This window comes from Paenibacillus sp. J31P190 (genome assembly GCF_059692075.1).
Genome location: NZ_JCAUAS010000019.1, coordinates 92,435 through 115,653, shown reverse-complemented (window position 1 = coordinate 115,653; position 23,219 = coordinate 92,435). Strand labels below are relative to the sequence as shown.

Annotated in this window: 20 protein-coding genes and 1 riboswitch; of the genes, 7 read left to right on the top strand and 13 right to left on the bottom strand. The window is 44.5% G+C overall.

Annotation, left to right across the window (positions count from 1 at the left end; genetic code table 11):
- Positions 1-88 precede the first annotated feature (88 nt).
- Positions 89-409, top strand: a complete 321-nt coding sequence (locus AC58U0_RS27100; RefSeq protein ID WP_029194039.1) for a heavy metal-binding domain-containing protein — start codon at positions 89-91, stop codon at positions 407-409.
- On the top strand, positions 406-651 hold the full coding sequence (locus AC58U0_RS27095; RefSeq protein ID WP_497381974.1) for an HD family phosphohydrolase: 246 nt from the start codon (positions 406-408) through the stop codon (positions 649-651). Before AC58U0_RS27100 ends, AC58U0_RS27095 begins: the two co-directional genes overlap by 4 nt.
- Positions 652-732: 81 nt before the next feature.
- Here AC58U0_RS27095 and AC58U0_RS27090 read toward each other — a convergent pair whose 3' ends face one another.
- The gene (locus tag AC58U0_RS27090; RefSeq protein ID WP_497382012.1) at positions 733-2,310 is read right to left on the bottom strand and encodes a bifunctional metallophosphatase/5'-nucleotidase; all 1,578 of its coding nucleotides are present in this window, start codon (positions 2,308-2,310) and stop codon (positions 733-735) included.
- A 166-nt stretch (positions 2,311-2,476) separates the two neighbouring features.
- On the opposite strand from AC58U0_RS27090, the gene AC58U0_RS27085 reads away from it, so the two are divergent.
- The gene (locus tag AC58U0_RS27085) at positions 2,477-3,445 is read left to right on the top strand and encodes a phosphate/phosphite/phosphonate ABC transporter substrate-binding protein (RefSeq protein ID WP_497381973.1); all 969 of its coding nucleotides are present in this window, start codon (positions 2,477-2,479) and stop codon (positions 3,443-3,445) included.
- Between the two features lie 921 nt (positions 3,446-4,366).
- Here the strand turns inward: AC58U0_RS27085 and phnE are convergent.
- The 3 genes from phnE to AC58U0_RS27070 all read right to left on the bottom strand — a co-directional run bounded on the left by phnE (position 4,367) and on the right by AC58U0_RS27070 (position 7,910).
- The gene (gene phnE, locus AC58U0_RS27080; protein WP_497381972.1) at positions 4,367-5,941 is read right to left on the bottom strand and encodes a phosphonate ABC transporter, permease protein PhnE; all 1,575 of its coding nucleotides are present in this window, start codon (positions 5,939-5,941) and stop codon (positions 4,367-4,369) included.
- Entirely contained in the window at positions 5,938-6,711 is a 774-nt protein-coding gene (phnC, locus tag AC58U0_RS27075; protein WP_497381971.1) for a phosphonate ABC transporter ATP-binding protein, read from the bottom strand. The genes phnE and phnC overlap by 4 nt, the downstream gene beginning before the upstream one ends.
- A 173-nt stretch (positions 6,712-6,884) precedes the next feature.
- Positions 6,885-7,910 (bottom strand): HoxN/HupN/NixA family nickel/cobalt transporter, encoded by a 1,026-nt coding sequence (locus AC58U0_RS27070; protein ID WP_057304747.1) that lies wholly within the window; start codon positions 7,908-7,910, stop codon positions 6,885-6,887.
- A 168-nt stretch (positions 7,911-8,078) separates the two neighbouring features.
- Between AC58U0_RS27070 and AC58U0_RS27065 the strand changes: the two genes are divergently transcribed.
- From AC58U0_RS27065 to AC58U0_RS27055, 3 genes are all read left to right on the top strand, one after another.
- A complete protein-coding gene (locus AC58U0_RS27065) occupies positions 8,079-8,891 on the top strand; it encodes a sensor histidine kinase (RefSeq protein WP_497382011.1) in 813 nt (270 codons plus the stop codon).
- Positions 8,891-9,562: a response regulator gene (locus AC58U0_RS27060; RefSeq protein WP_497381970.1), complete on the top strand. Its 672-nt coding sequence runs from the start codon at positions 8,891-8,893 to the stop codon at positions 9,560-9,562. Before AC58U0_RS27065 ends, AC58U0_RS27060 begins: the two co-directional genes overlap by 1 nt.
- Before the next feature lie 96 nt (positions 9,563-9,658).
- Positions 9,659-10,285, top strand: a complete 627-nt coding sequence (locus AC58U0_RS27055) for a YcnI family copper-binding membrane protein (RefSeq protein ID WP_497381969.1) — start codon at positions 9,659-9,661, stop codon at positions 10,283-10,285.
- Between the two features lie 60 nt (positions 10,286-10,345).
- On the opposite strand, the gene AC58U0_RS27050 is transcribed toward AC58U0_RS27055, so the two are convergent.
- Positions 10,346-10,834 carry a dihydrofolate reductase gene (locus AC58U0_RS27050; protein ID WP_497381968.1) on the bottom strand — a complete coding sequence of 163 codons (489 nt, stop codon included), beginning with the start codon at positions 10,832-10,834 and terminating at the stop codon, positions 10,346-10,348.
- Positions 10,835-10,864: 30 nt separating this feature from the next.
- Positions 10,865-11,809, bottom strand: a complete 945-nt coding sequence (locus tag AC58U0_RS27045; RefSeq protein ID WP_497381967.1) for a thymidylate synthase — start codon at positions 11,807-11,809, stop codon at positions 10,865-10,867.
- Positions 11,810-11,996: 187 nt separating this feature from the next.
- Positions 11,997-12,040: riboswitch (PreQ1 riboswitch) on the top strand.
- Positions 12,041-12,051: 11 nt separating this feature from the next.
- Here AC58U0_RS27045 and queF point away from each other — a divergent pair.
- Positions 12,052-12,552, top strand: coding sequence for a preQ(1) synthase (queF, locus tag AC58U0_RS27040; RefSeq protein ID WP_029198588.1), 501 nt, complete (start codon positions 12,052-12,054; stop codon positions 12,550-12,552).
- Between the two features lie 61 nt (positions 12,553-12,613).
- Here queF and AC58U0_RS27035 read toward each other — a convergent pair whose 3' ends face one another.
- The 7 genes from AC58U0_RS27035 to AC58U0_RS27005 form a co-directional block, all read right to left on the bottom strand.
- Positions 12,614-13,297 carry a DUF421 domain-containing protein gene (locus tag AC58U0_RS27035; RefSeq protein WP_497381965.1) on the bottom strand — a complete coding sequence of 228 codons (684 nt, stop codon included), beginning with the start codon at positions 13,295-13,297 and terminating at the stop codon, positions 12,614-12,616.
- A gap of 40 nt (positions 13,298-13,337) precedes the next feature.
- Positions 13,338-14,582 carry an ATP-binding protein gene (locus tag AC58U0_RS27030; protein WP_497381964.1) on the bottom strand — a complete coding sequence of 415 codons (1,245 nt, stop codon included), beginning with the start codon at positions 14,580-14,582 and terminating at the stop codon, positions 13,338-13,340.
- Positions 14,583-14,735: 153 nt separating this feature from the next.
- Positions 14,736-15,443, bottom strand: coding sequence for a DNA alkylation repair protein (locus tag AC58U0_RS27025; protein WP_497381963.1), 708 nt, complete (start codon positions 15,441-15,443; stop codon positions 14,736-14,738).
- A 129-nt stretch (positions 15,444-15,572) separates the two neighbouring features.
- Positions 15,573-18,971 carry a cadherin-like beta sandwich domain-containing protein gene (locus tag AC58U0_RS27020; protein WP_497381962.1) on the bottom strand — a complete coding sequence of 1,133 codons (3,399 nt, stop codon included), beginning with the start codon at positions 18,969-18,971 and terminating at the stop codon, positions 15,573-15,575.
- A 429-nt stretch (positions 18,972-19,400) separates the two neighbouring features.
- On the bottom strand, positions 19,401-19,646 hold the full coding sequence (locus tag AC58U0_RS27015; RefSeq protein ID WP_497381961.1) for a hypothetical protein: 246 nt from the start codon (positions 19,644-19,646) through the stop codon (positions 19,401-19,403).
- Between the two features lie 47 nt (positions 19,647-19,693).
- The gene (locus tag AC58U0_RS27010; RefSeq protein WP_497381960.1) at positions 19,694-21,745 is read right to left on the bottom strand and encodes a molybdopterin oxidoreductase family protein; all 2,052 of its coding nucleotides are present in this window, start codon (positions 21,743-21,745) and stop codon (positions 19,694-19,696) included.
- 74 nt (positions 21,746-21,819) lie between these two features.
- Positions 21,820-23,007, bottom strand: a complete 1,188-nt coding sequence (locus AC58U0_RS27005; RefSeq protein ID WP_497381959.1) for a helix-turn-helix domain-containing protein — start codon at positions 23,005-23,007, stop codon at positions 21,820-21,822.
- Positions 23,008-23,219: the final 212 nt, after the last annotated feature.

Below are 23,219 nucleotides of genomic sequence, written 5' to 3'. Positions count from 1 at the left end.
CCCTATTTTCATTTTCGTACTAAGTTAATAATATCGAATCTCATTCAAGTAGCAAGAGTCTATTTGACAAAAAAAGGAGATGATCTTCATGATAGTAGCTACAACAGAAAACATTGCAGGCTATGAAGTCACGGAAGTGTTGGGCAGTACATTTGGGGTCGTCGTGCGAGCCAGAGGAATTGGCGGCGATATTCTTGCTTCATTAAAAGGGCTTGTCGGCGGGGAAGTCACGCAGTACACCCAGATGGTAGAAGACGGGCGAAAGCAAGCTATGGACCGATTAGTCAAAAACGCCGCAGCTATGGGAGCTGATGCTATCGTAATGATGCGTTTCGATAGCGGCGACATCGGACAAAACATGAGTGAAATTGTCGCTTATGGCACCGCCGTCCGGACACGAAGGCTATGAGTGGACTTGGTCCAATTTTACTTATCTATGGAACATGGGTTATCGGATTTATCATTCTCCTTCTTCTGGGTTATCTCATTTATGACAAACGCTATAAAAGCAACGGTTCAAAGACGCCTAGCAAGCCTTCAAACGGCTTTGTCTCAACCTCAGAGGTGTTCATTGATCCAAAAGATGGATTCACTTACCGCGTATATTACAATCCTAGATCAGGGGACCGGGAATACATTCGCGAATCATAACGCCATTCAAACAAAAAAAAGCCGAACACTAGAAAGAGTCTTCACTCTCTCTAAATGTACGGCTTTTTTTACGGCCACAACCTAGTCCCAAATAACTTCCCAATTTCCGTTCACACTAGCTTCAATCGTGCCTCGCTCCATGATGTATCCTGCCAATAGTTCAGCTACGTCCGTCGGGATATCCTTGATGACCAGTTTGTCTTGGAACATCGCATAATTGCCGCCGCCAGCAGCCCGGTAATTATTCATAACAACATCATATGAGGCTTCAAGATCCAGCGGTTTCCCTTCATATTCCAGTTGTACGACACGCATGCCAATTGGGCGGGATATGTTCAATTTATAGGTAATCCCTTCCCACATATCATAGTTATAATGCTGCGGCTTCGGGTCTCTAAACTTGCTGCTCACCTGAACTTCACCCGATAACGTTAATTCAAAGTATTCTGCTGACTGCTCTAAAGCATCCTTGATGTCTTGTCCGGAAATCCGAATCACTTTCAGTGTATTCGGATAAATGTAGTTAGATACGATGTCCCTCATTGTAATATCGGATGGAAATCCTGGAGATACGTTATCAAACAACGCTGTATTTGAAATGGCTGCTCCCGATAGCTCCATCTGAACACGATTGATGAACTCGATTAGCGCATTGTCCTTCAAGCGAATTTGCATGGGATCTTTGACGAGCATATCTCCGGACAGCTTACCAATTGGTTGATCGAGCCACTCCTGAGTCTTCGCTTCATATGGGCTAACAAGCTCTATCAATTTCTGGTCCGCTTCAATATTAGCCACAGAAAGCAGCTCCGATTTCTTGGCATCGATGCGCCATTTGCCATCTATCTTCGAAAGCTCTAATTCCACTTTGCCAAGTGACACACCGGCAGTTCCTGGTTGAACAATAACGACACCGTTGATTTCTGCTCCTGCGATGCTTCGATGTTGATGCCCTGTAAGCAGAACATCTATACCTTCTACTTCCATACATAGCTGATAGCCCTGATTTTCTCCCGTTAATGGCTCTGTTGGTTCACCCGTTGTTAGATGTCTTTCAAAACCGCCATGGTAAGATACAACAACGGCATCCGCTTGCTCATTCTCCTTGAGGAACTTTACCCATTTCTTAGCTGACTCTAAAGCATCTTCGAACCGCAGACCCTCGATATGATCGGGATTCTCCCAATTCGGAATATAGGGTGTTGTCAATCCCAGAATTCCTATGCGAACACCGTCAGGTAACTCTTTAATCAAATAGGGCTTTCCTAGGAACGGTTTTCCGCTCTCCACATCCACAATGTTTGCACATAGCCAAGGAAACTTGGATTCTTGAACCGCTTTTCGCAGTACACGAAGTCCATAGTTAAATTCATGATTACCAATAACGGCCGCATCATAACCCACATAGTTCAGACCTAGGACCATTGGATCCATCGGATCGTTATTCAATCTAGCATGATGATACGCAAGCGGCGTACCTTGAATCAGATCCCCATTATCGATCACAATTACATGGGCTTCTTTCTTCCGTTCTGCAGCAATAAGCGCAGCCACTTTGGATAGACCCACATCGTTAGGTTGATTGTTTGCATAGTGAATAGGCAGCATATTTCCATGCAGATCACTTGTTTCTAATATAGTTACTCTACTTTTCTGCAGCTTACTAGGTTGAGTCAAATTACCCACTCCATGCATGTTATTTTGTAACGCCATACATATCGATTGTCAGATTAACAAATACTTCACACTATCTTCCATATATTATATGATAATGTTATAGTACATCATAGATAAAAGTAAACAATTAAACGGAGGTCAAAAAAAGATGATGAAAAAATTTACTGTCATTAGCTTGTCCATGATTGTTGCTGCAGGTGTTCTTGCAGGCTGTGCAAAAAAAGAGGAAACAGCCCCTGCTGCATCCGCATCCACCAAAGCTTCTGCAACACCGGCTGCAGCTGCAGGCTTCGTACCTAAAGAGCTTAAAGTACAGTTCGTTCCTTCCCAAAATGCAGAGACGCTTGAAGCAAAAGCAAAGCCACTTGAAAAACTATTAGGAGACAAACTGGGCATCCCCGTTAAGGTTTCCGTATCAACAGATTATAACGTTGTTATCGAAGCAATGGCATCCAAACAAGTTGATGTTGGCTTCTTGCCTCCAAGTAACTACGTTGTTGCCCATGACAATCGTAAAGCAGCAGACCTGCTTGTACAAGCTACACGTCTAGGCGTTGACGATGCAACAGGCCAACCAACGAAGGATCTTGTTGATTTCTATAAATCAGAAATTCTCGTTAAAGCTGATTCCCCAATCAAAACAGTCGCTGATCTCAAAGGCAAGAAAATGGGCTGGCAAGGTGTTACATCCGCAGCTGGTTACGTTTACCCAGGATTCGTACTGAAAAAAGCTGGCGTAGATCCAGTAAAAGATGTAACTGGCGTTCAATTCCAAGGCCATGATAAAGCGGTTATCGCTCTTCTTAACGGACAAGTTGACGCTGTAGGCGTATTCCAAGACATTCGTGCAAACATGACTAAAGATTACCCAGATGTTTTCAAACAAACTCGTGTTCTTAGCTTCTCTGACAAAATTCCTAATGATACTATCGCTGTCCGTTCTGATATGGATGCAGCATGGAAAAAGAAAATTACGGATGCGTTTATCGCTATCGGTAACGACCCAGAAGGTCAAAAAGTCATTTTCGATGTTTACTCACACAAAGGCTATGTAGCTTCTGATGATGCCAAATTCGACATCGTTCGCAGCGTAAATAAAGAAATGGGCTTGAAATAAGCTTTGCTCCCTGTAAATTGAAAAAAACCTCTACATGATCTTTTTGAATCATGTAGAGGTTTTTTTTGCATTCTACTCCGAACCTCCCTTGCATACTATGAATGTGGCACGTCCGCGTAAATGTTTTTTTACTTTTGCATGACAAACGTTTACCTGGACCTGTCATATATCATAGTGAGGTGAAAATTGGATGTTCGAAATGCTTATTAGCTGCAAAAAAGAAGTCTCTATCCGATGCGGTAAAGACGAGATAAGGGGGGTTATTACGAATTACTATCCTACTTTTCGACTTTTGAAATTGAATAACGTCTTGATTCCTATAGAGCTGATCGAACAAATTGAGGTGTTTGAACCTGTTTTGAGTTCAGTAGCCCGCTCACAGAACCACCGTGAAAATAGGTCACTTCGCTTGGTAGCCCAAGGAAGGCATTACAGCTAATGCTTTGATAGAAAAATCCCCTCAAGGATTTGATTTTAGAGTCATTCAGCTTTTCGTGAGAGCAAATGGGCCCAAAGGCTATTTAGCAACTTGAAGTTGCAGTTGGTACAACATTTTTAGCCCATTTGTTGCGAAATGGCCTGTATCGGACCAAATTGTTGTACACTTTGCAACAACGAAGATAAGAAGGCGTGATTTAGGCAGAATTGTTGCACGTTATACAACTTCCCAGCTCATAAGCGGGTTAAAATCAATTTGCCAGTAAATAATCTTCCTCTGAACCGATTTTTTCCACAATCCACGAAATCCGATAGACAGTTATCCTGTTATCCTAAAACCAACACAACGGTTCTGCCCTGAAAGAACCATCCTAATGAAAAGCCTCATTTATGAATAAATAAGCCTCCAAACCCACTGTGATAGCTGGAAATGGAGGCTTATTTTCAACTAAATTTCACTTATTAAAATACTTCCCCATGTCCTCATACAATGCGTTTGCGGAGTGTCCCTGAGATGTAGTCAATGACGGAGACGGTGACAATAATACCAATGAGGATGATACCTACTCGCGGCCACTGCCTTGCGTTGAGAGCGAAGATGAGTGGTGTACCGATACCACCTGCACCAATAACACCTAGCAAGGTCGCTGAACGGACATTAATCTCAAAGCGATATAAGGTATACGAAATGAAATCAGGAATGACCTGCGGCACCACGGCATACGCCATCCGCTGCCAAATGTTTGCACCCACAGCTGTCATGGCTTCTGTAGGTCCCATATCCATATTCTCAATGGCCTCTGCATACAGTTTGCCGAGCATCCCCACGGAGTGAAGTCCTAAAGCCATAACCCCAGCAAAGGCATTAGGGCCTACAGCTTTAATAAAGATCAAAGCCATAATAATCTCCGGTATTGTCCGGACGACACTTAAAAACAATTTCCCTGTGCCTGAAACTGCACGAAATCGACTCATATTCGCTGCTGCCCAGAAAGCAAACGGGATACAGACAATTGCTGAAACAAAGTTTCCTAAGTAGGAAATCGATAAGGTTTCAAGCAAGGATCGAAGTAAATCCTCTCCTTCTGGGATATACACATAGGCCCAGTCAGGATGTACTAAACCGGTTAACATAGACTTCGTGAGAATCCATGTCGTTGGTTGGAAGCCTGTCAACTCAAGGCCAGTTAGTGCCCATATGAACAAGGCAGCAACGGCAACCCAACCGATTATCTTATACGTAGTAGAACGCGAAGCTGACATCGGTTTCGCGCTGCCTTTTAGCAAATAGGAACGGAATCGTGTGCTGACCAAATCAATAATAACAACCACTAATAAGGTATAAATAACAATGGCGCAGGATTGATCGTAACGGAACAGATCCAGCGTGTTTTTGAGCAGCAAGCCAATACCTCCGGCTCCAACCAATCCGAGAATGGCTGAGGCACGAATACTAACTTCGAATGTGTACAATAAATGAGCCAAGTACGTAGGAGCTACCTGAGGAATGACGCCGAAACGAATGAGTTTGAGTTTGTTAGCGCCTACAGCCGTCATGGCTTCAAGCGGTCCGGGGTCAATAGCTTCCGTTGATTCGTAAGAAAGCTTAGATATAATACCAAACGTGAAGAAGATTAGTGCAAGTGTACCGGCCGTTGGGCCAAAGCCTACTAGAACTGCAAACAGTGCTGCGTAGAGCAGATCTGGAATCGTTCGGAATAGATTCATGATAAGTCTAGCTGGGTAGAACAACCACGGCGCCGTAGTAACATTACGAGCTGCAAGCAATGCCATCGGGAATGCAAACAGGGCTCCAATTGCTGTACCAATAATGGACATCTGCAGCGTTTGTGCCATTGGCTTCCATATATCAGCGAAAAACAGCCAATCCGGCGGAAACATTTCGGCTATGAATTTAAGAATCTCCGGAGTACCGGTAACGAGCTTCGTCAGCGTCGCATCTGTCTGATAAATACTCCCAATCAGGAAAAGTACCATGATCAGGGCAATGAGATAGATTTTCGTGCGAGGAGGCTTCTTGACTATCGCTACACTCATTCCTCCAGCACCCCCAAGAGCTCGTCTTTCTTAATCGCACGGCCATAAATCTCGGAGAAAACATCATCCGTTGCTTCCGAAACGGGTCCGTCGTATACGACTTTACCTGCGCGAAGTCCGATAATACGAGTTGCATATTCACGTGCGAGGTCAATAAAGTGAAGGTTAACGACAGTCGTTATACCAAGCTCTGTATTGATTCGCTTCAAGTCATCCATAACTTGTCTAGTCGTTAATGGATCAAGTGAGGCTACCGGTTCATCCGCTAAAATGATTTTCGCTTCTTGCGCCAGCGCTCTCGCGATAGAAACACGCTGCTGTTGACCGCCGGACAATTCATCGGCGCGTGAATAAGCTTTTTCCCTAATATTGACTCTCTCCAGCGCTTTCAAGGAAAGCTCGATATCGTGTTTAGGGAACAAACCGAGAACTGTGCGTAGGGTGGAATGGTAGCCTACCCGTCCGGATAACACATTTCGAATCACGGTAGAACGCTTGACCAGGTTAAAGGTTTGGAAGATCATCCCGATATCTCTGCGCATGCGGCGTAATTCGCCACCGTTCGCCTTTGTTATGGATTTGCCATCGATTAATATTTCTCCATCTGTCGTCTCATGCAAACGGTTAATCGCACGCAGCAAAGTAGATTTACCTGCTCCTGATAGACCTACAATAACAACGAATTCTCCGGGATGAATGGTTAAATTAATGTCATTCAACCCAATAGTTCCGTTAGGATATACTTTGGAAATATGCTTAAACTCAATCATATAAGTCCTACTTTCTTTTAAAGAGTATCTGAAGTTCAGACAGACTACTTTCAACGTATTTCGGCAAAATCCTTTTTTCTAAGATAACCTTTAGAAAATATTCATATTCCTTTGTTCACTACAACAAAAAAGTGGTCTCATAGGCTATCTGAGACCACTTTTATCATGATGATTTATACTTTGGCACGCCAGCGTTCTTCTATCTTCATCCCTTTCCAAACCGCAATGGAAATCGCCCACGCCACCACGAACAGAGCAACTAAGATATACCCTAGTGTCCCGAAATCAATCTCCTGCAGCCACGTCCAGAAGGTCCCTTCCAAGCTGAATTCTTCGGAGAGAACTTGACCTAGCTCGATCACGCCAATAATTAAAGCAGCAATGACGGCCAATGCGGTCACTGTTAAATTGTAATAAAGCTTACGTACCGGTGTATGAAATGCCCATTTGTATGCTTTGGTCATGAACATCCCGTCAGCAGTATCGAAGAGGCTCATCCCCGCCGCGAACAGCAGCGGAAGTGAAATGACGCCAATGAAAGGGATCGCTTCCTTCGCTGCATGGGCTGAGATCGCTAGCAGCGCGATTTCGCTCGCTGTATCAAAGCCTAATCCAAAGAGAAAACCTAACGGGTATACATGCCAGCTTTTGCCTATGAAAGAGAAAAGTGGTTTGATCATTCGAGCAATGAATCCACGGGACTCTAGAAGCTCCTCAAACTCTTTATCATCATTGGTGCCGCCGCGAAATTTCAAGAACATTTTATATAGATTGATAAGAATGAGTAAATTTAAAATACCAATAATGACAAGAAACAGACCGGAAACCGAAGCGCCGATAACACCGCCAAAACGCTGCATCCAAGGAAGCTCACGTTCTGCCCATTGTACGGAGAATGCAGTCACAATAGCCATGATGAAGACGACGGAAGAGTGTCCCAATGAGAAGTAGAAACCAACACCTAATGGGTTCTTTTTCTGCTGAACGAGCTTGCGTACGGTATTGTCGATCGCCGCAATATGGTCAACGTCGAAAGCATGCCGCATCCCTAATGTGTAGGCAAGGAGCCCAATCCCCCAAAAGGCAGGCGTCATTTTCGCTACACTATATAATCCGATAAGCCCAAATATATGTAGGAGGACGATCACACCAACGTATCCAGCCCAGCTTCTTCTCTGCTGTAGAATTGATTTCCACATCTTTGACACCCTGCCTTTCATTTCGTGTTACGATTTAATAATAATGTAGCACACGTGTGCATGACTTGAGAAGTACCTACCTCATTTTTTTGTGAAGAAATCTAACACATATCTGATATAATAGGAACCGTTCCAAAGATGGACTACGGAAAGGAATGGATCGGCCTTATGTCTCTTCGTATTTTCAAGCTTTTTACGATTCTAGTGCCTGTTTTCATCATCGGCGGCTTTGAGTATATTCGTCATGAATTTTTACTTAATTATTTAACCATGGAAGCTGGTAATTTCACGATTACCATCATTACACTGCTGCTTTCGTATCTCTTCGCTTCGTGGATGTTTCAAAGTATTGAGCGCAGCAACGAGAAAGTGACAATCGGTGAAGCCCGCAGGGCTGTGTATGAAGAACGTGAGCGTTTGGCCAGAGAGCTGCATGATGACTTGGCTCAAACCCTTTTCTTCCTCAATGTGAAGTTGAAGCAAGGAGATTTAGAAGAAGCCAAAGCAGCGGTTTCAGAAATCGATAACTCGCTGCGACAAGCCATTTTTAATCTAAGAACACCGCCGGAGGAAGGAGCTAACTTCCAGCAGCGCATCCATAAATTTCTGGAGAATTGGCAATTGGTGACGGGAATTGAGCTTCATGAGAAGCTAACTGTGGAAGAGAACAGCTTCTCTTCTGGAGAAGAAGTTCAGCTTTTCGGCATTATACAAGAAGCGTTTACCAATATACGCAAGCATTCCATGGCAACGCAAACTTCAATTACTCTGGAAGCGCATCCTGAGGCATGGCGTCTACACATTACCGATAACGGAAACGGACTGTATCACGGAACAGCTAAGAGTAAGACCTATGGCGTTGAATTGATGCAGAAGCGTGCGGCCGAGCTTGGTGCATCTTTCGAGCTAAAGATGAAAGAACCAGGCGAGTTGGCAACGGGAACTACACTTTTGGTACAAGCAGATAGGAGGAGGATCTAATGCCGAGCAATCAGCCGTTCCGTGTACTCATCGTAGACGATCATCCGCTGGCTAGGAAAGCAATACGCAGCATGCTGGAGCCTGTATCTGACTTCTATATTGTGGGAGAAGCAAGCAGCGGGGAAGAAGCTATTCTTTTATGCGGAGAAGTCGCGCCAGATGTGGTTTTGATGGATATACATATGTCCCCTATGGATGGACTTGAAGCAACGCGGCGCATTAAGCAAGCATACGGGGCTATACGCATCGTCATGCTCACCGTTTCCGACGATGTAGCCGATCTCTTTACTGCGCTGCAATTCGGAGCCCAAGGCTATTTGTTAAAAAACATGGACCCTGACGAATGGCTCACTTACCTACGCGCGCTGCTCGACGATAATTCAGAAGCCGCCAGAGGGATGGCGGATAAGCTTTTTCAAAGATTCCGCGCGCCCATGGGTACGCATACCGAAGGCCCGACACCGAGCATGTTGACCTCTCGTGAACAGGAAATTACCGCCTATGTGGTCTTAGGGGATAACAACCGGCAGATTGCAGAAAAGCTGCTAATATCCGAGCATACGGTTAAAAATCACATGAAAAATATATTAGTAAAGCTCGGACTCGAGAATCGTGTCCAGCTCACTGCATTCGCCATTAAGCACGGACTGACACGAAAAGGACAAAACTAGTCGAAAAAATAGCCCAGTCGAGTCATACTCTTATGCTTGTCGATCAGGTAATATGGACAACATGATAAGAGTTAATTTGAAAGGGGAAACAAATAAATGTTTAAAAAGCTTATGTTTAATGCAAGTATTATGTTGATTGGCTCTATGCTTCTCGCGGGTATCGCCAGCGCCCACGTTACTGTATATCCCAAAGAATCCACACAAGGCAGCTACGAGAAATTTACGGTACGTGTGCCTTCAGAGAAAGACATTCCTACTGTGAAAGTAGAAGTGAAATTCCCTATGGATGCTGTAGCGGTTTCTCGCTTCGAGCCCAAAGCAGGTTGGACCTACGAGCTAGCCAAAGATTCCGCTGGTAAAATTACAGGTGTAACTTGGAAAGCAACCGGAGATGGGCTTGCTAGTACGGAATTCGGTGAATTCAACATGCAAGGCAAGGTAGCGGATGCGGCTACCGAGATCGTGTGGAAAGCCTATCAAACTTATAAGGATGGCAGCGTGGTTGAATGGGTTGGCGCTAATGGATCTGACAAGCCTGCTTCTGTAACGACAGTCAAAGCCAAATCAGCAGCCGGTGCTACAACAGATAGCCACGGACAGGTAATAGCTGGTAATGCTGCAGCGAGTGGCACATCATCCAACACTACTCTCTACCTCTCCATTGCTGCAGTCGTACTTGGAGCTTTATCCCTGATCGTGTCACTTACAAAAAAGCGTAAATAATAAAAAGGCCTTGAGCTCTCTGTGAACATAACAGATAACTCAGGGCCTTTATTTATTTCCTTAAGCTTGTTTTCTTTGGTAGATTCGGAAGTAGTATTCGTAAGGATTTTTCTCGTTCCGTTCGCCTTGTTCACTGGATACCAAGGTCCATTTGGACAAGTCTAGATCGGTCATAAACGTATCCGCTTCAAACTCATGCTCGATGTGCGTAATATACATGCGGTCTACGACGGAAGTAAACAGTCGGAAGATTTCCGCCCCGCCGATAACGAACAGTTCCTGATCACGGAAACTGTCCACCGCTTCTTGCACAGAGTGAATAACTTCACAGCCGTCCGCTTGGAACTGTGGATTTTGAGTGAGAATGATGTTGCGTCTGCCCGGTAACGGCTTGCCAATGGACTCATACGTCTTCCGCCCCATAAGAATAGGGTGACCCATCGTCACGGATTTGAAAAACTTCAGATCCCCTGGTAAATGCCAAGGCAGTGTATTATTCACACCGATGGCTCGGTTGCGATCCATTGCAAAAATAAATGAAATACTCATGCAGGAGCCCCTCCCTTCGTCACATGTTGTTTATACAGCCACAGGTGCTTTAATCGTTGGATGCGGATTGTAATCCAGCATTTCAATGTCACTAACGTCGAAATCAAATATAGAAGCGACATCCTTGTTCAGCTTGAGCGTTGGCAATTCGCGTGGCTCGCGGCTGAGCAGGGTTTGAATTTGATCCATATGATTCGTATAAATATGGGCATCTCCGATCGTATGGACGAACTCACCGACGCCTAACTTACATTCATGTGCAATAAGATGCGTCAGCAATGCGTAGCCAGCGATATTGAAAGGGACGCCAAGGAACGTATCTGCGCTGCGTTGATATAATTGGCAAGACAGCTTGCCCTCTGCCACATAAAACTGGAACATGGTGTGACAAGGCGGAAGCGCCATGCTGGGTACGTCCTCCGGATTCCATGCTGATACGATGAGACGGCGGGAATCAGGGTTCGTTTTGATCATATGAATAACCTCTTTGAGCTGATCAATCGTGCCTCCCTGCGTTGTCGTCCAATCCCTCCATTGTTTGCCGTAGACATCCCCCAGCTCACCGTATTGCTTAGCAAACTCATCATCCTCGAGCACCTTTTTCACAAACGCATCCATTTGCTCATCGTATTGAAGCTTGAAGGTCTCGTCTTGCTGTGAGCGTAACCCGAAATTACTCATATCCGGTCCCGAATAATCCGCGCTCTCCACCCATTTCTTAAATGCCCATTCATTCCATATGTGGTTATTATGTTGTAACAGATAACGAATATTCGTGTCGCCTTTAATAAACCACAACATTTCACTAGCGATTAAGCGAAAAGGTACCCTTTTTGTCGTCACCAAAGGAAATCCTTCTGCTAGATCGAAGCGCATCTGCCTGCCGAATACCGATATTGTCCCTGTCCCTGTTCTATCTTCCTTTTTCGTACCATTGGTAAGAATATCTTGTAATAGTTCCTGATAGGCTTTCAAGCTTAAGAACCTCCATCTCTATGTTACGCATGTATTTATCTATTTTACCCGCATAGAGCCCTTTTGGCTACCTGTCTACAATCGTGAATATGCTGAAACTTTCGTATGTAAAAATGGCCTCTCCACGAAATTCCATTAGCGACGAGGATGCATTTTGCGTGCGTATATGGTACATTTCTAATGAAAAATACAAGAGGTTCGCGAACTCCCTCTCTAAAAAACTATGAAATGAGGAACCACCCATGTCAGCAGGTAGAAGCAATGAAGATTTGAAAGAGATTACCTTATTAGGCAATCAAGGAACCAAATATGTCTTCAACTATGATCCCACTTTATTAGAAGCATTCGATAACAAGCACCCGAACAGAGATTACTTTGTTAAGTTTAATTTCCCTGAATTCACGAGCTTGTGTCCCGTAACTGGACAACCTGATTTTGCTACACTCTACATCTCTTATATTCCGAATATTAAAATGGTGGAGAGCAAATCACTTAAGCTGTACCTGTTCAGCTTCCGGAATCACGGTGACTTCCACGAGGACTGCGTCAATATTATTATGAATGATTTGATTGAGCTGATGGCGCCTCGTTATATCGAGGTTTGGGGCAAATTCACCCCGCGCGGCGGCATTTCTATCGATCCTTACTGCAATTGGGGTCAACCCGGCACGAAGTTCGAAGCGATGGCTGAACATCGATTGATGAACCATGATCTTTATCCGGAAAAAATTGATAATCGCTAATTGGCAGATTATAAATATTAAGCTTAGTCAGTCCTTAGGGGTTGATTAGGCTTTTTTTGCTCTATTTAAGCTGGTAGAAAAGTCCGCTTGAATCGGACCATTCGGCAAAAAGAACCCGTTCATGATGGCTGATTCCACTCAGCTGCAGAAGCTGCTTCAGCCATTCCTGATCACGGCCGAGACGCCCCAGTGCTGCTTCATTGATACTTCCATTCTCAATAATACTCTCCGGCAGGCAGACCCTTTTCTTAGGCGAATCTGTCTCACCATCATTCTGGCTTCCCGGATCCTTTTGACGTAGAACGCTAATGCTACCATTCGTCTCAAACAACGCATAGGCGACTTCCCTCATAGAGAACACATCATTTTCCCGCAGCAGCATACTTAGTTGAGCAAAGTCCAGATTGTTACGCTTCATCGCCTTGAAGTCGATAACCCCATCACGGATCAGTAAATCTGGTGTTCCCGATGCATATCGTGAAATCCAAGGGACAGCCCATATAAATTTCTCGAGGCCAAGTGCAAGCAGTGTCCAGATCACAAGTGCGAATACAAGATGGCTAAGATGAACACTGTCATCATAAATCGTATTTCCAACTAACTCACTGAGCATTAAGGAGGAGACAAAATCAAAAGCCGTAAGCTGAGAAATCTCTTTCTTTCCCAGAAGTCGTGTCATGATCAGCAATCCAACCAAAGCAACAGCTAACTTTACAGCTATGCTTACATACATGGTAATTTCCATCATATCACTCCCAGAACTGTCACTTAAAATGGTATGACCCTTACAAAGGCAAAGTGATTGTGACAGTCGTACCGACGCCTTCTTCACTTTCGTAGTTTATTTCACCATTCATCGTTTCTATAATCCGAATGCTAACCGCGGTCCCTAACCCCGTTCCAACATCTTTCGTTGAATAGAACAAATTACCGATACGAGAGAGCTGATCCTTCGTCATTCCCTTACCATTATCAATAACCTTGATTTCGGCTCGGCCAACCAATCTTTTTAAGCTTACCTGTACCTCACCGTTGGCGGGCGTCGCTTCTATGGCATTTTTAATTACATTCACCAAGGCTTGCTGCAATTGTCCACGGTCTGAAAAAATATAAATTTGATCCTCCAGACTGACAGTAATCTCAACACCATTCTTCATCGCCATTGGCGTTAGAAGCACAATAATGTTGTTTAATACGTCAGAAAATGAAAAAGATTCTAATTTGGTTAGTTTCGGCTTGGAAAAATTTAAGTAATCATTAATGATCGATTCTGCTCTAGCAAGCTCTTCCATGGCAATATTCAGGTATTGTTGATTCTTCCCTTGCTCGTTCGGGCGCATAAGCTGCAGAAACCCTTGAACAACAGTTAATGGATTACGAACCTCATGTGCGATGGATGCAGCTAACTCGCCAAGCGTTTTCATTTTTTCAGCTTTTTGAATTTGAACTTTCATTTTAAATCGCTCTTCATGTATTTCTTGCAGCATGGATGATAACCAGGTTCCTAGAACTAGGAGTATGCCAAAAGAGATCATAGCAGGAATAGTAGCAAGATCAAACGATTCAATGCCTTTATAAAGAGACACATAGCTCAATAAAATGAGCAGCATAACCAGTAACGGACTTAACGAAACCAATATAGCTACCTTTATTCGTGAGCTTCCTGTTAATTCTTTGATCTTGTAAGAAGCTGCAAAAGGGATAATAAAACTGAGTGTCATACTAATATAGCCAAATATAAGCGCATCTCCACCTAGATACGTACGCATGAGCAATATCATAATAAAATTAATAAGACCTGCTAAGGGTCCCCAATAAATGTTCGAAATGACAAGGGGAACATAACGTAAGTCCCAGTACAAATCAAGTTCATAATAAGAAAATAATAAGCAAAGCGAGGAGGCTGTGCCATAAAGTAAGCCCATCACGATCGGTGACGGATCATTGCGCCATCGATCTCCAAAGACACTCTGTAATAAGACAGGAGCAAGGACGATAAGGATGTTCAAAAATAATTTTTCTAATAACATAGCTTACACTGCGCTCCCTTCATTCCACTCTTCCAATGTTTCTGCAAGGGTAAGCGTTATCCTTTTTTTAACAGGGAGAAATATGTTAAAAAAGGCTCCAACTAAAGCAGCATCTTACACTGCCGTTTAGTCATAGCCTAGATAAACTCTTTTTTAACAAATACACGTCATCTTCTTCTTCCCTACTCGGCCCATCGATTCCACTTTATGAATATATTCAGTCGCGAGCGGCACTTTACAAGCTGTTTGACCGACGTCGACATGAACCTTACCAATCTCATTAGCTACTTCCATCGCTGCTTCAAATAGTGGAAAACAATACGCACCCACCGTAATAACAAAGGTGTTCATTGTATATCTAACGCGATTTCTTTCCGCATGAATCGTTGTTCTCACTTGCTCCAGCAGCTGCGCAATTTCATGAAGATCCAGCTTCTCATCTGGTGTGATACTTATATAGTTTGCATAAGTGCTCCACCCGCATGTGGCAATTAATTCGTCGGGAGATTGCAGCCATTCCCTTGCCAATTCAAGCGCACTGCTGCTTTCTGCAGCCACGCCCGCTACCGTATATTCAGTGAGCATATACCAATAGGCTTGCTTCGCCCAATTCTGAAGTTCTTGCTTCGTCATTGTTTTTGGATCAATGGAGAGTCCGGCCAAATACATCGCATCCGTATTGCCTGAATCATACAGAGCAAGGGCAAGCTCACGGTCTTTTTTGACGAATTTGACCAGCTTCTTCAGATCGCCTACTTTTACTCCGAAAAAAGGCTCCTGCGCACCATGCCGAAGAAACGTTTTCTTCGTTTGTTCGCTTCCGAGCTCCTCTAGGTTATTCATTACCTCTTCAAATGTCATAGATTCACCACTCAACATTCATTTTTCCGTATTGTATCATAGGGCAGATCATGATGTGAAATTCCTTCTCCTTCGCAAACAAAAAAGAGTCAGGAGGATAACCTCGCCGACTCTTTATCTGTTAAAATCTTATTTGTCCTTGTCTTTATCCTTGTCACTGCCTCTCATCACAATGAGCTTGTATGTTTTAGTGGAGTTATCCTCAGCTGTCACCTGAATCTCAATCGTGTTCTCACCTTTTTTCAAGTGAATGACGTCAGATGCTGCTCCATTTACAATTAATGCTCCGTCTATCGTTACCATTGCACGGCTATCTGCAACAGTTGGCGTGATGGAGATCTTACTAGTTCCATTTGACACCGAAACCATGTATGCTGTTACATTCGCTCCGAATTCCGGACTTAATGTTCCCGCACTAATCGTCAAGCTGCTTAGATTCGCATTGTTTGATAACAACCGAGTTACTGTCAGTTGATATGTCTTTGTAGAATGATCTTCGGCTGTAACAACTATGTCGATCCTATTCTCGCCTACATTTAGCTGAATGTCATTGGAAGCCTCTCCACTAGTGACTGATGCTCCGTTAACCATTATCTTCGCTTGGTTGTCCGATACCATTGGATGGATGCTGATTTGAGCTATCTCATTAGACACACTGGACGTATATTCGGTTACAGCTGCATCAAATGTAGGACTTAATGTACCTGCACTGATCGTCAAACCGCTTAAGGTGTTGTCGGTCGAAGGCCATATTTCCATAGCTGTTACACCAGCTGCCTTTTCATAATTGGTCCCGATATTGTTCAAGAAATTCTTATTAACCGTAATATTTAAGCCTGCCTGCAGCTGAATCCCATTCGTATTTCCTGTTAGCGTATTCCCTGTAATTTGTACGTTTTGAGGATCTCCCTGTCCCACACTATTGGCATTTTGGTCACCATTGTCGTGTTCGAGCAGAATTCCCCAGTAATTGCCCGCTGTATTATTACGAATATGATTATTGATAATCCGAGTACCTGGTCCGTTTAAAATATTGATCCCAACGCCGTTATTGACTGTTGTCGTATTTTCTATCGTGTTGTGCTCGATCAACGTATCCGGCGTCCCCATCGAAACGACTATGCCTTCACGTGAGTTTTGAATGACATTGTCATGAATGTAGTTATTAGGACCCGTTTTACTATGGTTGCTTGGCGTTGTACCGCCTGTGTTTCCAAGCCCTATGCCACCGCCGGTAAATATGTTTTCGATCGTATTCCCGTGAACTTCGTTCAAATATTCCAGCTCACCATGAAGATCAATAGCATCCAATTTGGTATTGGTATAGTGATTATTTCTCAGAACGTTATTGTGCGCTACATTTTGGATGAGGGAACCATGACGCAAATACGGCCCTTCAAACGTAGAATTTTCCACCACATTCCAATACGTATCATTATCAAAACCGAGCCTATCAACCTTCGGCATTCCTTGGATCGATGTTCCATAGCCTGCTCCGCCGCCACCGAGATCGGTTGCATTGCGGAATGTACTGCCGCGAACTACGACATCATGGCTGTTCTCAATCCGAATCGCCATTCGTCTAAACCGTTCAACAGTAACCTGATCGATGGTCACGTTATAGGACGGATTCTCACCATAGTTCGCTATGGCAATCATGCTGTCGGGTCCCCCGGCCTCTGGATTATTCGTTGTATGCTCTAAGGAAAATGTACGATTCCAAGTTGAAGTCACTGTCAGGTTCGAAACGACTATATCGTGTTGATTGGATGATTTCAAGACTGAACTATTCTTGACATCGTCAATACTTGATTTCAGAAGAGTGCCTGTTTGGCTTTCTCCTCTTATGTTCACTCCGGATTTGAGTTTTATGTTAATAAACCCGTCAGGCGATGTTTTCAAGTTATACACACCATTCGGTAAAAAGACTTCATCGCCGAAAGCGGCAGCATTGATCGCATTTTGAATAGCTACCCGGTCATCTTGTTCATTATCCGCTGGGTCGGCGCCATAATCTACCACATTAATCGTATTTCCCGTTACAGCATTAGGTGCATGAATGGGGTGCTCAGAACCATCGGGTTTCGTCAAGCCAGCCTTCGTGAAAGGAACTGTTCCAGGGGGAGCCGTTGGTGTAATATTCGGAACAATAGCAACCGGTGTATCTCCGGATACAAAAGGCGCATAAATCATCACTTCCGTTAAGCTGGTAAAAGTACTGCCATCCGAGTTACCGTGTCCTACTACTCTTAGGAAGCGAGCATTGGTATCTGGGAAATCAAATGCCTGCATGTTAACCGTACTCGCGCGGCTGCTGCCACTAAATACATTCGTCCATGTTGCAGCGTCGTTTGAAGTTTGAATATCGATAAGGGTAGCACGTTGATCTCCTTTATAAAAAGCTATGCCCACGTACCCGATACTCTTCGTTTGCCCTAAGTCAAACATTACATATTGACCATCGCCAGAAGCTGACCAACGGCTGTATAAATTGTTATCCAGTGTATTGCTCTCTACATTTCCATCGCTGCTGCTAGCATTAACTTCTACAACCTGCAAGGGAGTAACAGGTGAAGCTAACGTTGTCGTGCTATAAGTCAAAGGGGTTGAGGAATAGTTCCCAGCTGCGTCTCCGGCGATGATTTTATAGGTATAACTCGTATTTGGTGTTAATCCTTCGACGTTATAATAGGTACTGCCATAAACGGTAGAAAGAACGGAGTCATTTTGATAGACCAAGTAATTGGTTACTAAAGTATCATCTGTAGCTGCTGGCCAGGTTAATTGGACAAAGTTCGTTCCCAGATTGCTTGACTTTAAGACAGCGTTTGATGGCCAAGTAGGCGGTGTATTATCGCCTTGAACCACTCGTTTCACTACCAACTGCGGCTTAGGATTGGATGCCGTCGTTTCTTTGGAATACACATTAACCGATCTGCCTAAGCCTTGTGAATCACCGACAACAAAGGACACTGCGCCATCTGATAAATGTTGTCTTACATAATTGGTCACGTCTACCGTATATAGAGCCGGCTTAGATATCGTATTAGGCTGAGTGACCGTAATCTGCCCGAGTTGAGCTAATTGAGCCAGATCCGTCTGGGGCGCTGTATTCCAAGTAATGGCTGCTTCCTGCCATGTAATATCGTTCTGAGCGAACACTTGTAAAGCTGTGTCCACGTCATTTGCACCGCTCCCCCGTTTTGCAGAGACCTGCAAATAATACTTGTACGCACTGTCCGAAACAGCAGCCAAGTTAAATTTATAGTAGGCCTGTCTTTTGACTGTGTTGCTGGACAAAATGTTGTATATACCCGTTGTTGAGCTCGTTTTGGTATCAAAGTTGGTATTTGCAATTGCTGCATTCGTAGTGTCCAGAGCGATAGCCGCATCCGCTGTAGGCAGCAGGGCAGCTACATCCACCTCAACATCAGTCGCGTTTCCTGGCGAAGGGATGAGGAGTAATGAGAAAACCGTTGAAATCATTAACATCATGGCTAGCTTTCTTTGAATGAAATGAGTTTTCATGTGAATAGGCTCCTTATTCTGATTAATAGTTTGAATGCATATGTAAGCGTATACAAAAACCTTGTGACCAACATCATACTCTCTTTCAATCTAATTTTATTGTCATTTATTTAGGTCTTAGAGGGGTATTATTAGGATTTGGCTGATATGGCGGTAAGCCTCGTGCAGCCTCAAACAAATAAGCGCGAAAAGCACGCTTTCAGCGAAACTTCCGCGAGTCGAAGCTCGCAGACAGTACATCGAGCTAACTACTCTAGTTAATATCTCAAGTTTATATAATCCTCTGCATGTTACCTAATTGGACAATTATGGAACAGCAGGCTGATTTATCGAGCAACTCAAACGACAGATTTACCTAGGCAGCAAAAAGAAAAAACCGATCCACGAGGATCGGCATTCGGAATCTTTTTAACTAATCTTCTTTTTAAACTAATATAAAGGTTTCGGTTGGTACACAGGCGGTTGAGGCTGAGGGCATTGCGGGAAAGGGAGAATATCTCGAATTTGATTGAAGGCATAATGTTTGGTTGCAAATTGGGTGTGGTATAAATATTCAATTATATAAATAGACCCACCTTGAATACTGCACAGAATACCAGAAATACCAGTGCCGTCCATTAGGGATACACCTACTGGGCTTCCGATCAAGGAATACGTTTTATGCTGTAATGACATAGGCCATCACCTCCTGAATTACCTTATGCGGCGAAGCGCCCAAGGGTTCAGTTTACTTCGCGCTTCTCCACCCGCACACGACCCGAGAAGAACGTAGCGCCACCGCCCATATCGGCTACTCGGTCAGGCGTAAGCGCGTTAACCAACGCTTTGTTCCCCGGCAAATCCGCCCAAAGCCCTTGGCTCACAACCACGCCCGGGAGCACATCCGTGCCAGCCGCTACGATTAATTCGCACTCTCCGCGATCATTCCAAACACGGGCAACATCACCACTAACCAAGCCTAATGCGGACGCATCCGCCTCATTCATATGAAGCTTCGGCGTTTTCTCCATGCGAATATGCTTTTCATTATGCGCAAACGTCGAATTCAGGAAGTTATGATTCGGTGCTGGAATGAACAAGAATGGCAGGTCACCATCATCCACTAGTGGCTTATATGTCGGAAGTGGCGGGAACCCTTTACTCTCCATCTCATGAGAATACAGCTCGATCTTCCCGCTTGGTGTCTTCAATTTCCCAGGGAATAAGGGCTTAACATCCGCCTTGATAAACTGTTTTTCCAGTAGTGTTTCATACGATATGTTATTCAGAGCTGGGTTCCCGGGATGATCCAAAGCCTGTCGAATCAAAGCTTCATCGGTATCCCTTAGAGCCTCATCCTCATAGCCCATCTCCACCGCCAACAGACGAAACACATCCACATTCGCTTTACTTTCCCCAAAAGGAGCCATGACGGGAAGCTGAAGGTGCACATATTGATGCCAATAGGAGCGGTAAAAGTCCGTATTTTCAAAGGAGGACGTTGCTGGAAGCACAATATCCGCAAACTTCGCTGTTTCGGTCAGAAACAGGTCATGAACAACGGTAAATAGGTCCTCCCGCTGAAGTCCCTCTCTCACCTTATTCGCATGAGGAGCAACTAACGCCGGATTGGAATTGTACACATAAAGCGAACGAATAGGCGGATCAAGCTCCAGCAAGGCATTCCCGAGTAAATTCATATTGATTTGCCGAGCTTCCTTCTCTCGTAAGTCGGGCCGCTGTAAGGCCGGAATATTATGTTCCAAATAGCTGCCATTTCCTTTAATCGCGCCGCCGCCTTTATGCAGCCACTGCCCCGTTAACGCTGGTAAGCACGCTATGGTCCGCACACACATACCACCGTTATCATGATGCTGAATGCCATTCCCAATTCGAATAAAAGATGGCGATGTCTGACCGTATAATCGAGCTAAGCGGTAGATGTCTAGGGCAGGTACGCCCGTTATTGTAGATACCACAGAAGGATCAAATTGACGCACATGTTCCCTTAGCTCCTCATGCCCAGCGGTATATTGCTGCATAAACGCTTCATCTACCAAATTCTCAGCGAACAAGATATGCATGATTCCAAGAGCAAGGGCAGCGTCTGTTCCTGGCAAAATCGGAATAAACCAGTCCGCCCAGCGGCCTGTTTGGTTCTTGTGAGCGTCAATCACGATAATTTGCGCGCCATTCTTACGGGCTTTTTCAGCCAACATAACCTGATGCATATTCGTGCTGACCGCATTAATGCCCCACATGATGATCAGCTTGGCATGAACTGTATCCTCAGGATCCGTCCCGAAGCTTCCTCCCATCGTATACTTGTAGCCTTCTGTGCCTGCTGATTCGCAAATGGAGTACAGCAGTCGGCTCGCACCCATCCGATTGAAAAAGCGGCGATCCATCCCTTCCGTCCCAATCCGTCCCATGTTGCCATAGAAGCTGTAAGGCAGAATAGACTCGGCTCCCTCATCTGCGATTAGCTGCTTCCAGCGACTAGTTATGGTTTCGATCGCTTCTTCCCAGGTAATTCTTTCAAACTGGCTGCCTTCACCCTTAGGCCCCACGCGCTTCATGGGATACTGCAGCCTTTTATCATCATATATACGAGCCGTCATGTTGCGGACTTTATTGCAAATAGCCCCTTGTGTTACCGGGTGATTCGGGTCTCCCTCTATTTTAACGATCTTTCCAGCTTCTTTATGAAGCAGCAGGCCGCATTGATCTGGACAATCCAGTGAGCATACGGCTGGGAAAATACCATTTTGTTCATCACGCATCGTTGTAAGCATTTGGCACTCCTTTCAACACTTCAATTCTTTTTTACTATATAACGAAATGAAGCGAAGCGAAAGCCTCTTTACATTTAGTACAACTGCTCCACGGCCCAATCCCCTTCCAATGGTTCGCAGCTCACTTGGGGCAGCTTTAATGCCTTAATGGCTAGTTGCAAATATTCACCTTTGAAGCAGATTTCTTTGGATAATGGCAGTGATAGCTGCTGTAGAGCGTTCATATCTTTCGAATAAAAAGCAGCGTCCCATCGTACTTTAGCGATTATGCGGGCTGTAATTTCTGGCGGAATGCCTTTGGCCCGGGAAATAAGCTCGGCAGCTGCAAGAGGATTAGTGCGGATAAACGCATGGACCCGAACATGTGCTTTTAAGTAGGCAACTGCGTCACCTTCATGATGTCGCGCCCAATTCTCATCAGCAACAATTCCTGTTAAATAATTCTCCCCCATTCCCTCTGGAAAAAGCACATGGCCAACGCCGTGGTATTGAGCCAAGCTAATATACGGCTCCCACATGACACTTCCGGCAAGCTTCCGCTTCACGATCCCCGCCATGCATTCATCCATTTCTTTATGTTCAAAATGATTCTCATGACCTCCATGCGATTGAAGCAGCTTCGATAAACGATAACCCGCACTCGATTGCGCTGCCGATGAAAGCGGCCACTGGCAGATCTCCGAAATTCCGTTGATCTCCAGCCCTTTGCGCATAACGAGTGAAATCCCTTGTCCACCTGAGGTTTTACCGTCAAAGGCTAGTAGAATAGGACGAAATGCAGGCAGCGTCTGACTGAGTGATTGACTAAGTACAATCGGATAGTCTCCCAAGGAAGCAATCTGGATGCTTCCCCCTATCAAGCCCTGCAAAAGCAACGTTCCATTAGCTGCATCCAGCCATTTTACATGCACAGTACGGCTAGGATTCGCTAAGATGAGCTCTTCCTCCAACCAGCCAAGCTCTTTCATGATGAGCGCTGACCACATATGGGCCGTTCCGCTTTGATAACCAACTGTAATCGTGGGCTGCTCCTTAGAAGCAACGGTTGTTGGTGCGCCCGAGGCAATTGACGGACTCTGTATGCGAAAAGAGTGATGACGAACCCACTGCTCTAGTTCATTCTTATCAATTAAGATTTCTTTCCCTATTTTCACAAAAGGAAGCTGCTTTAATTTACGCCATCTGTCAAAGGTGGATCGGCTTACACCAAGCAAATCGATCGCATCATACAAAGAAATGAGGTTGAATCGCTGGTTGGTCATTGTCATCGCGCCTCCTGCCGGGGTTAAGATGGTCATTCATCGTCATTCATGTTCATGTGTTTCCAATTCATTGACAGTTAGGTGGGCTGAGATTATATTTCATTATAGAAATATATTCATAGTAAGTCTATAGGAATTATACAATTTAAAACCAAGCCATTGGAGATAGCTTGGTCAGAAAGTCAACGAAAGCAAATTATCGTTAGGGGGAT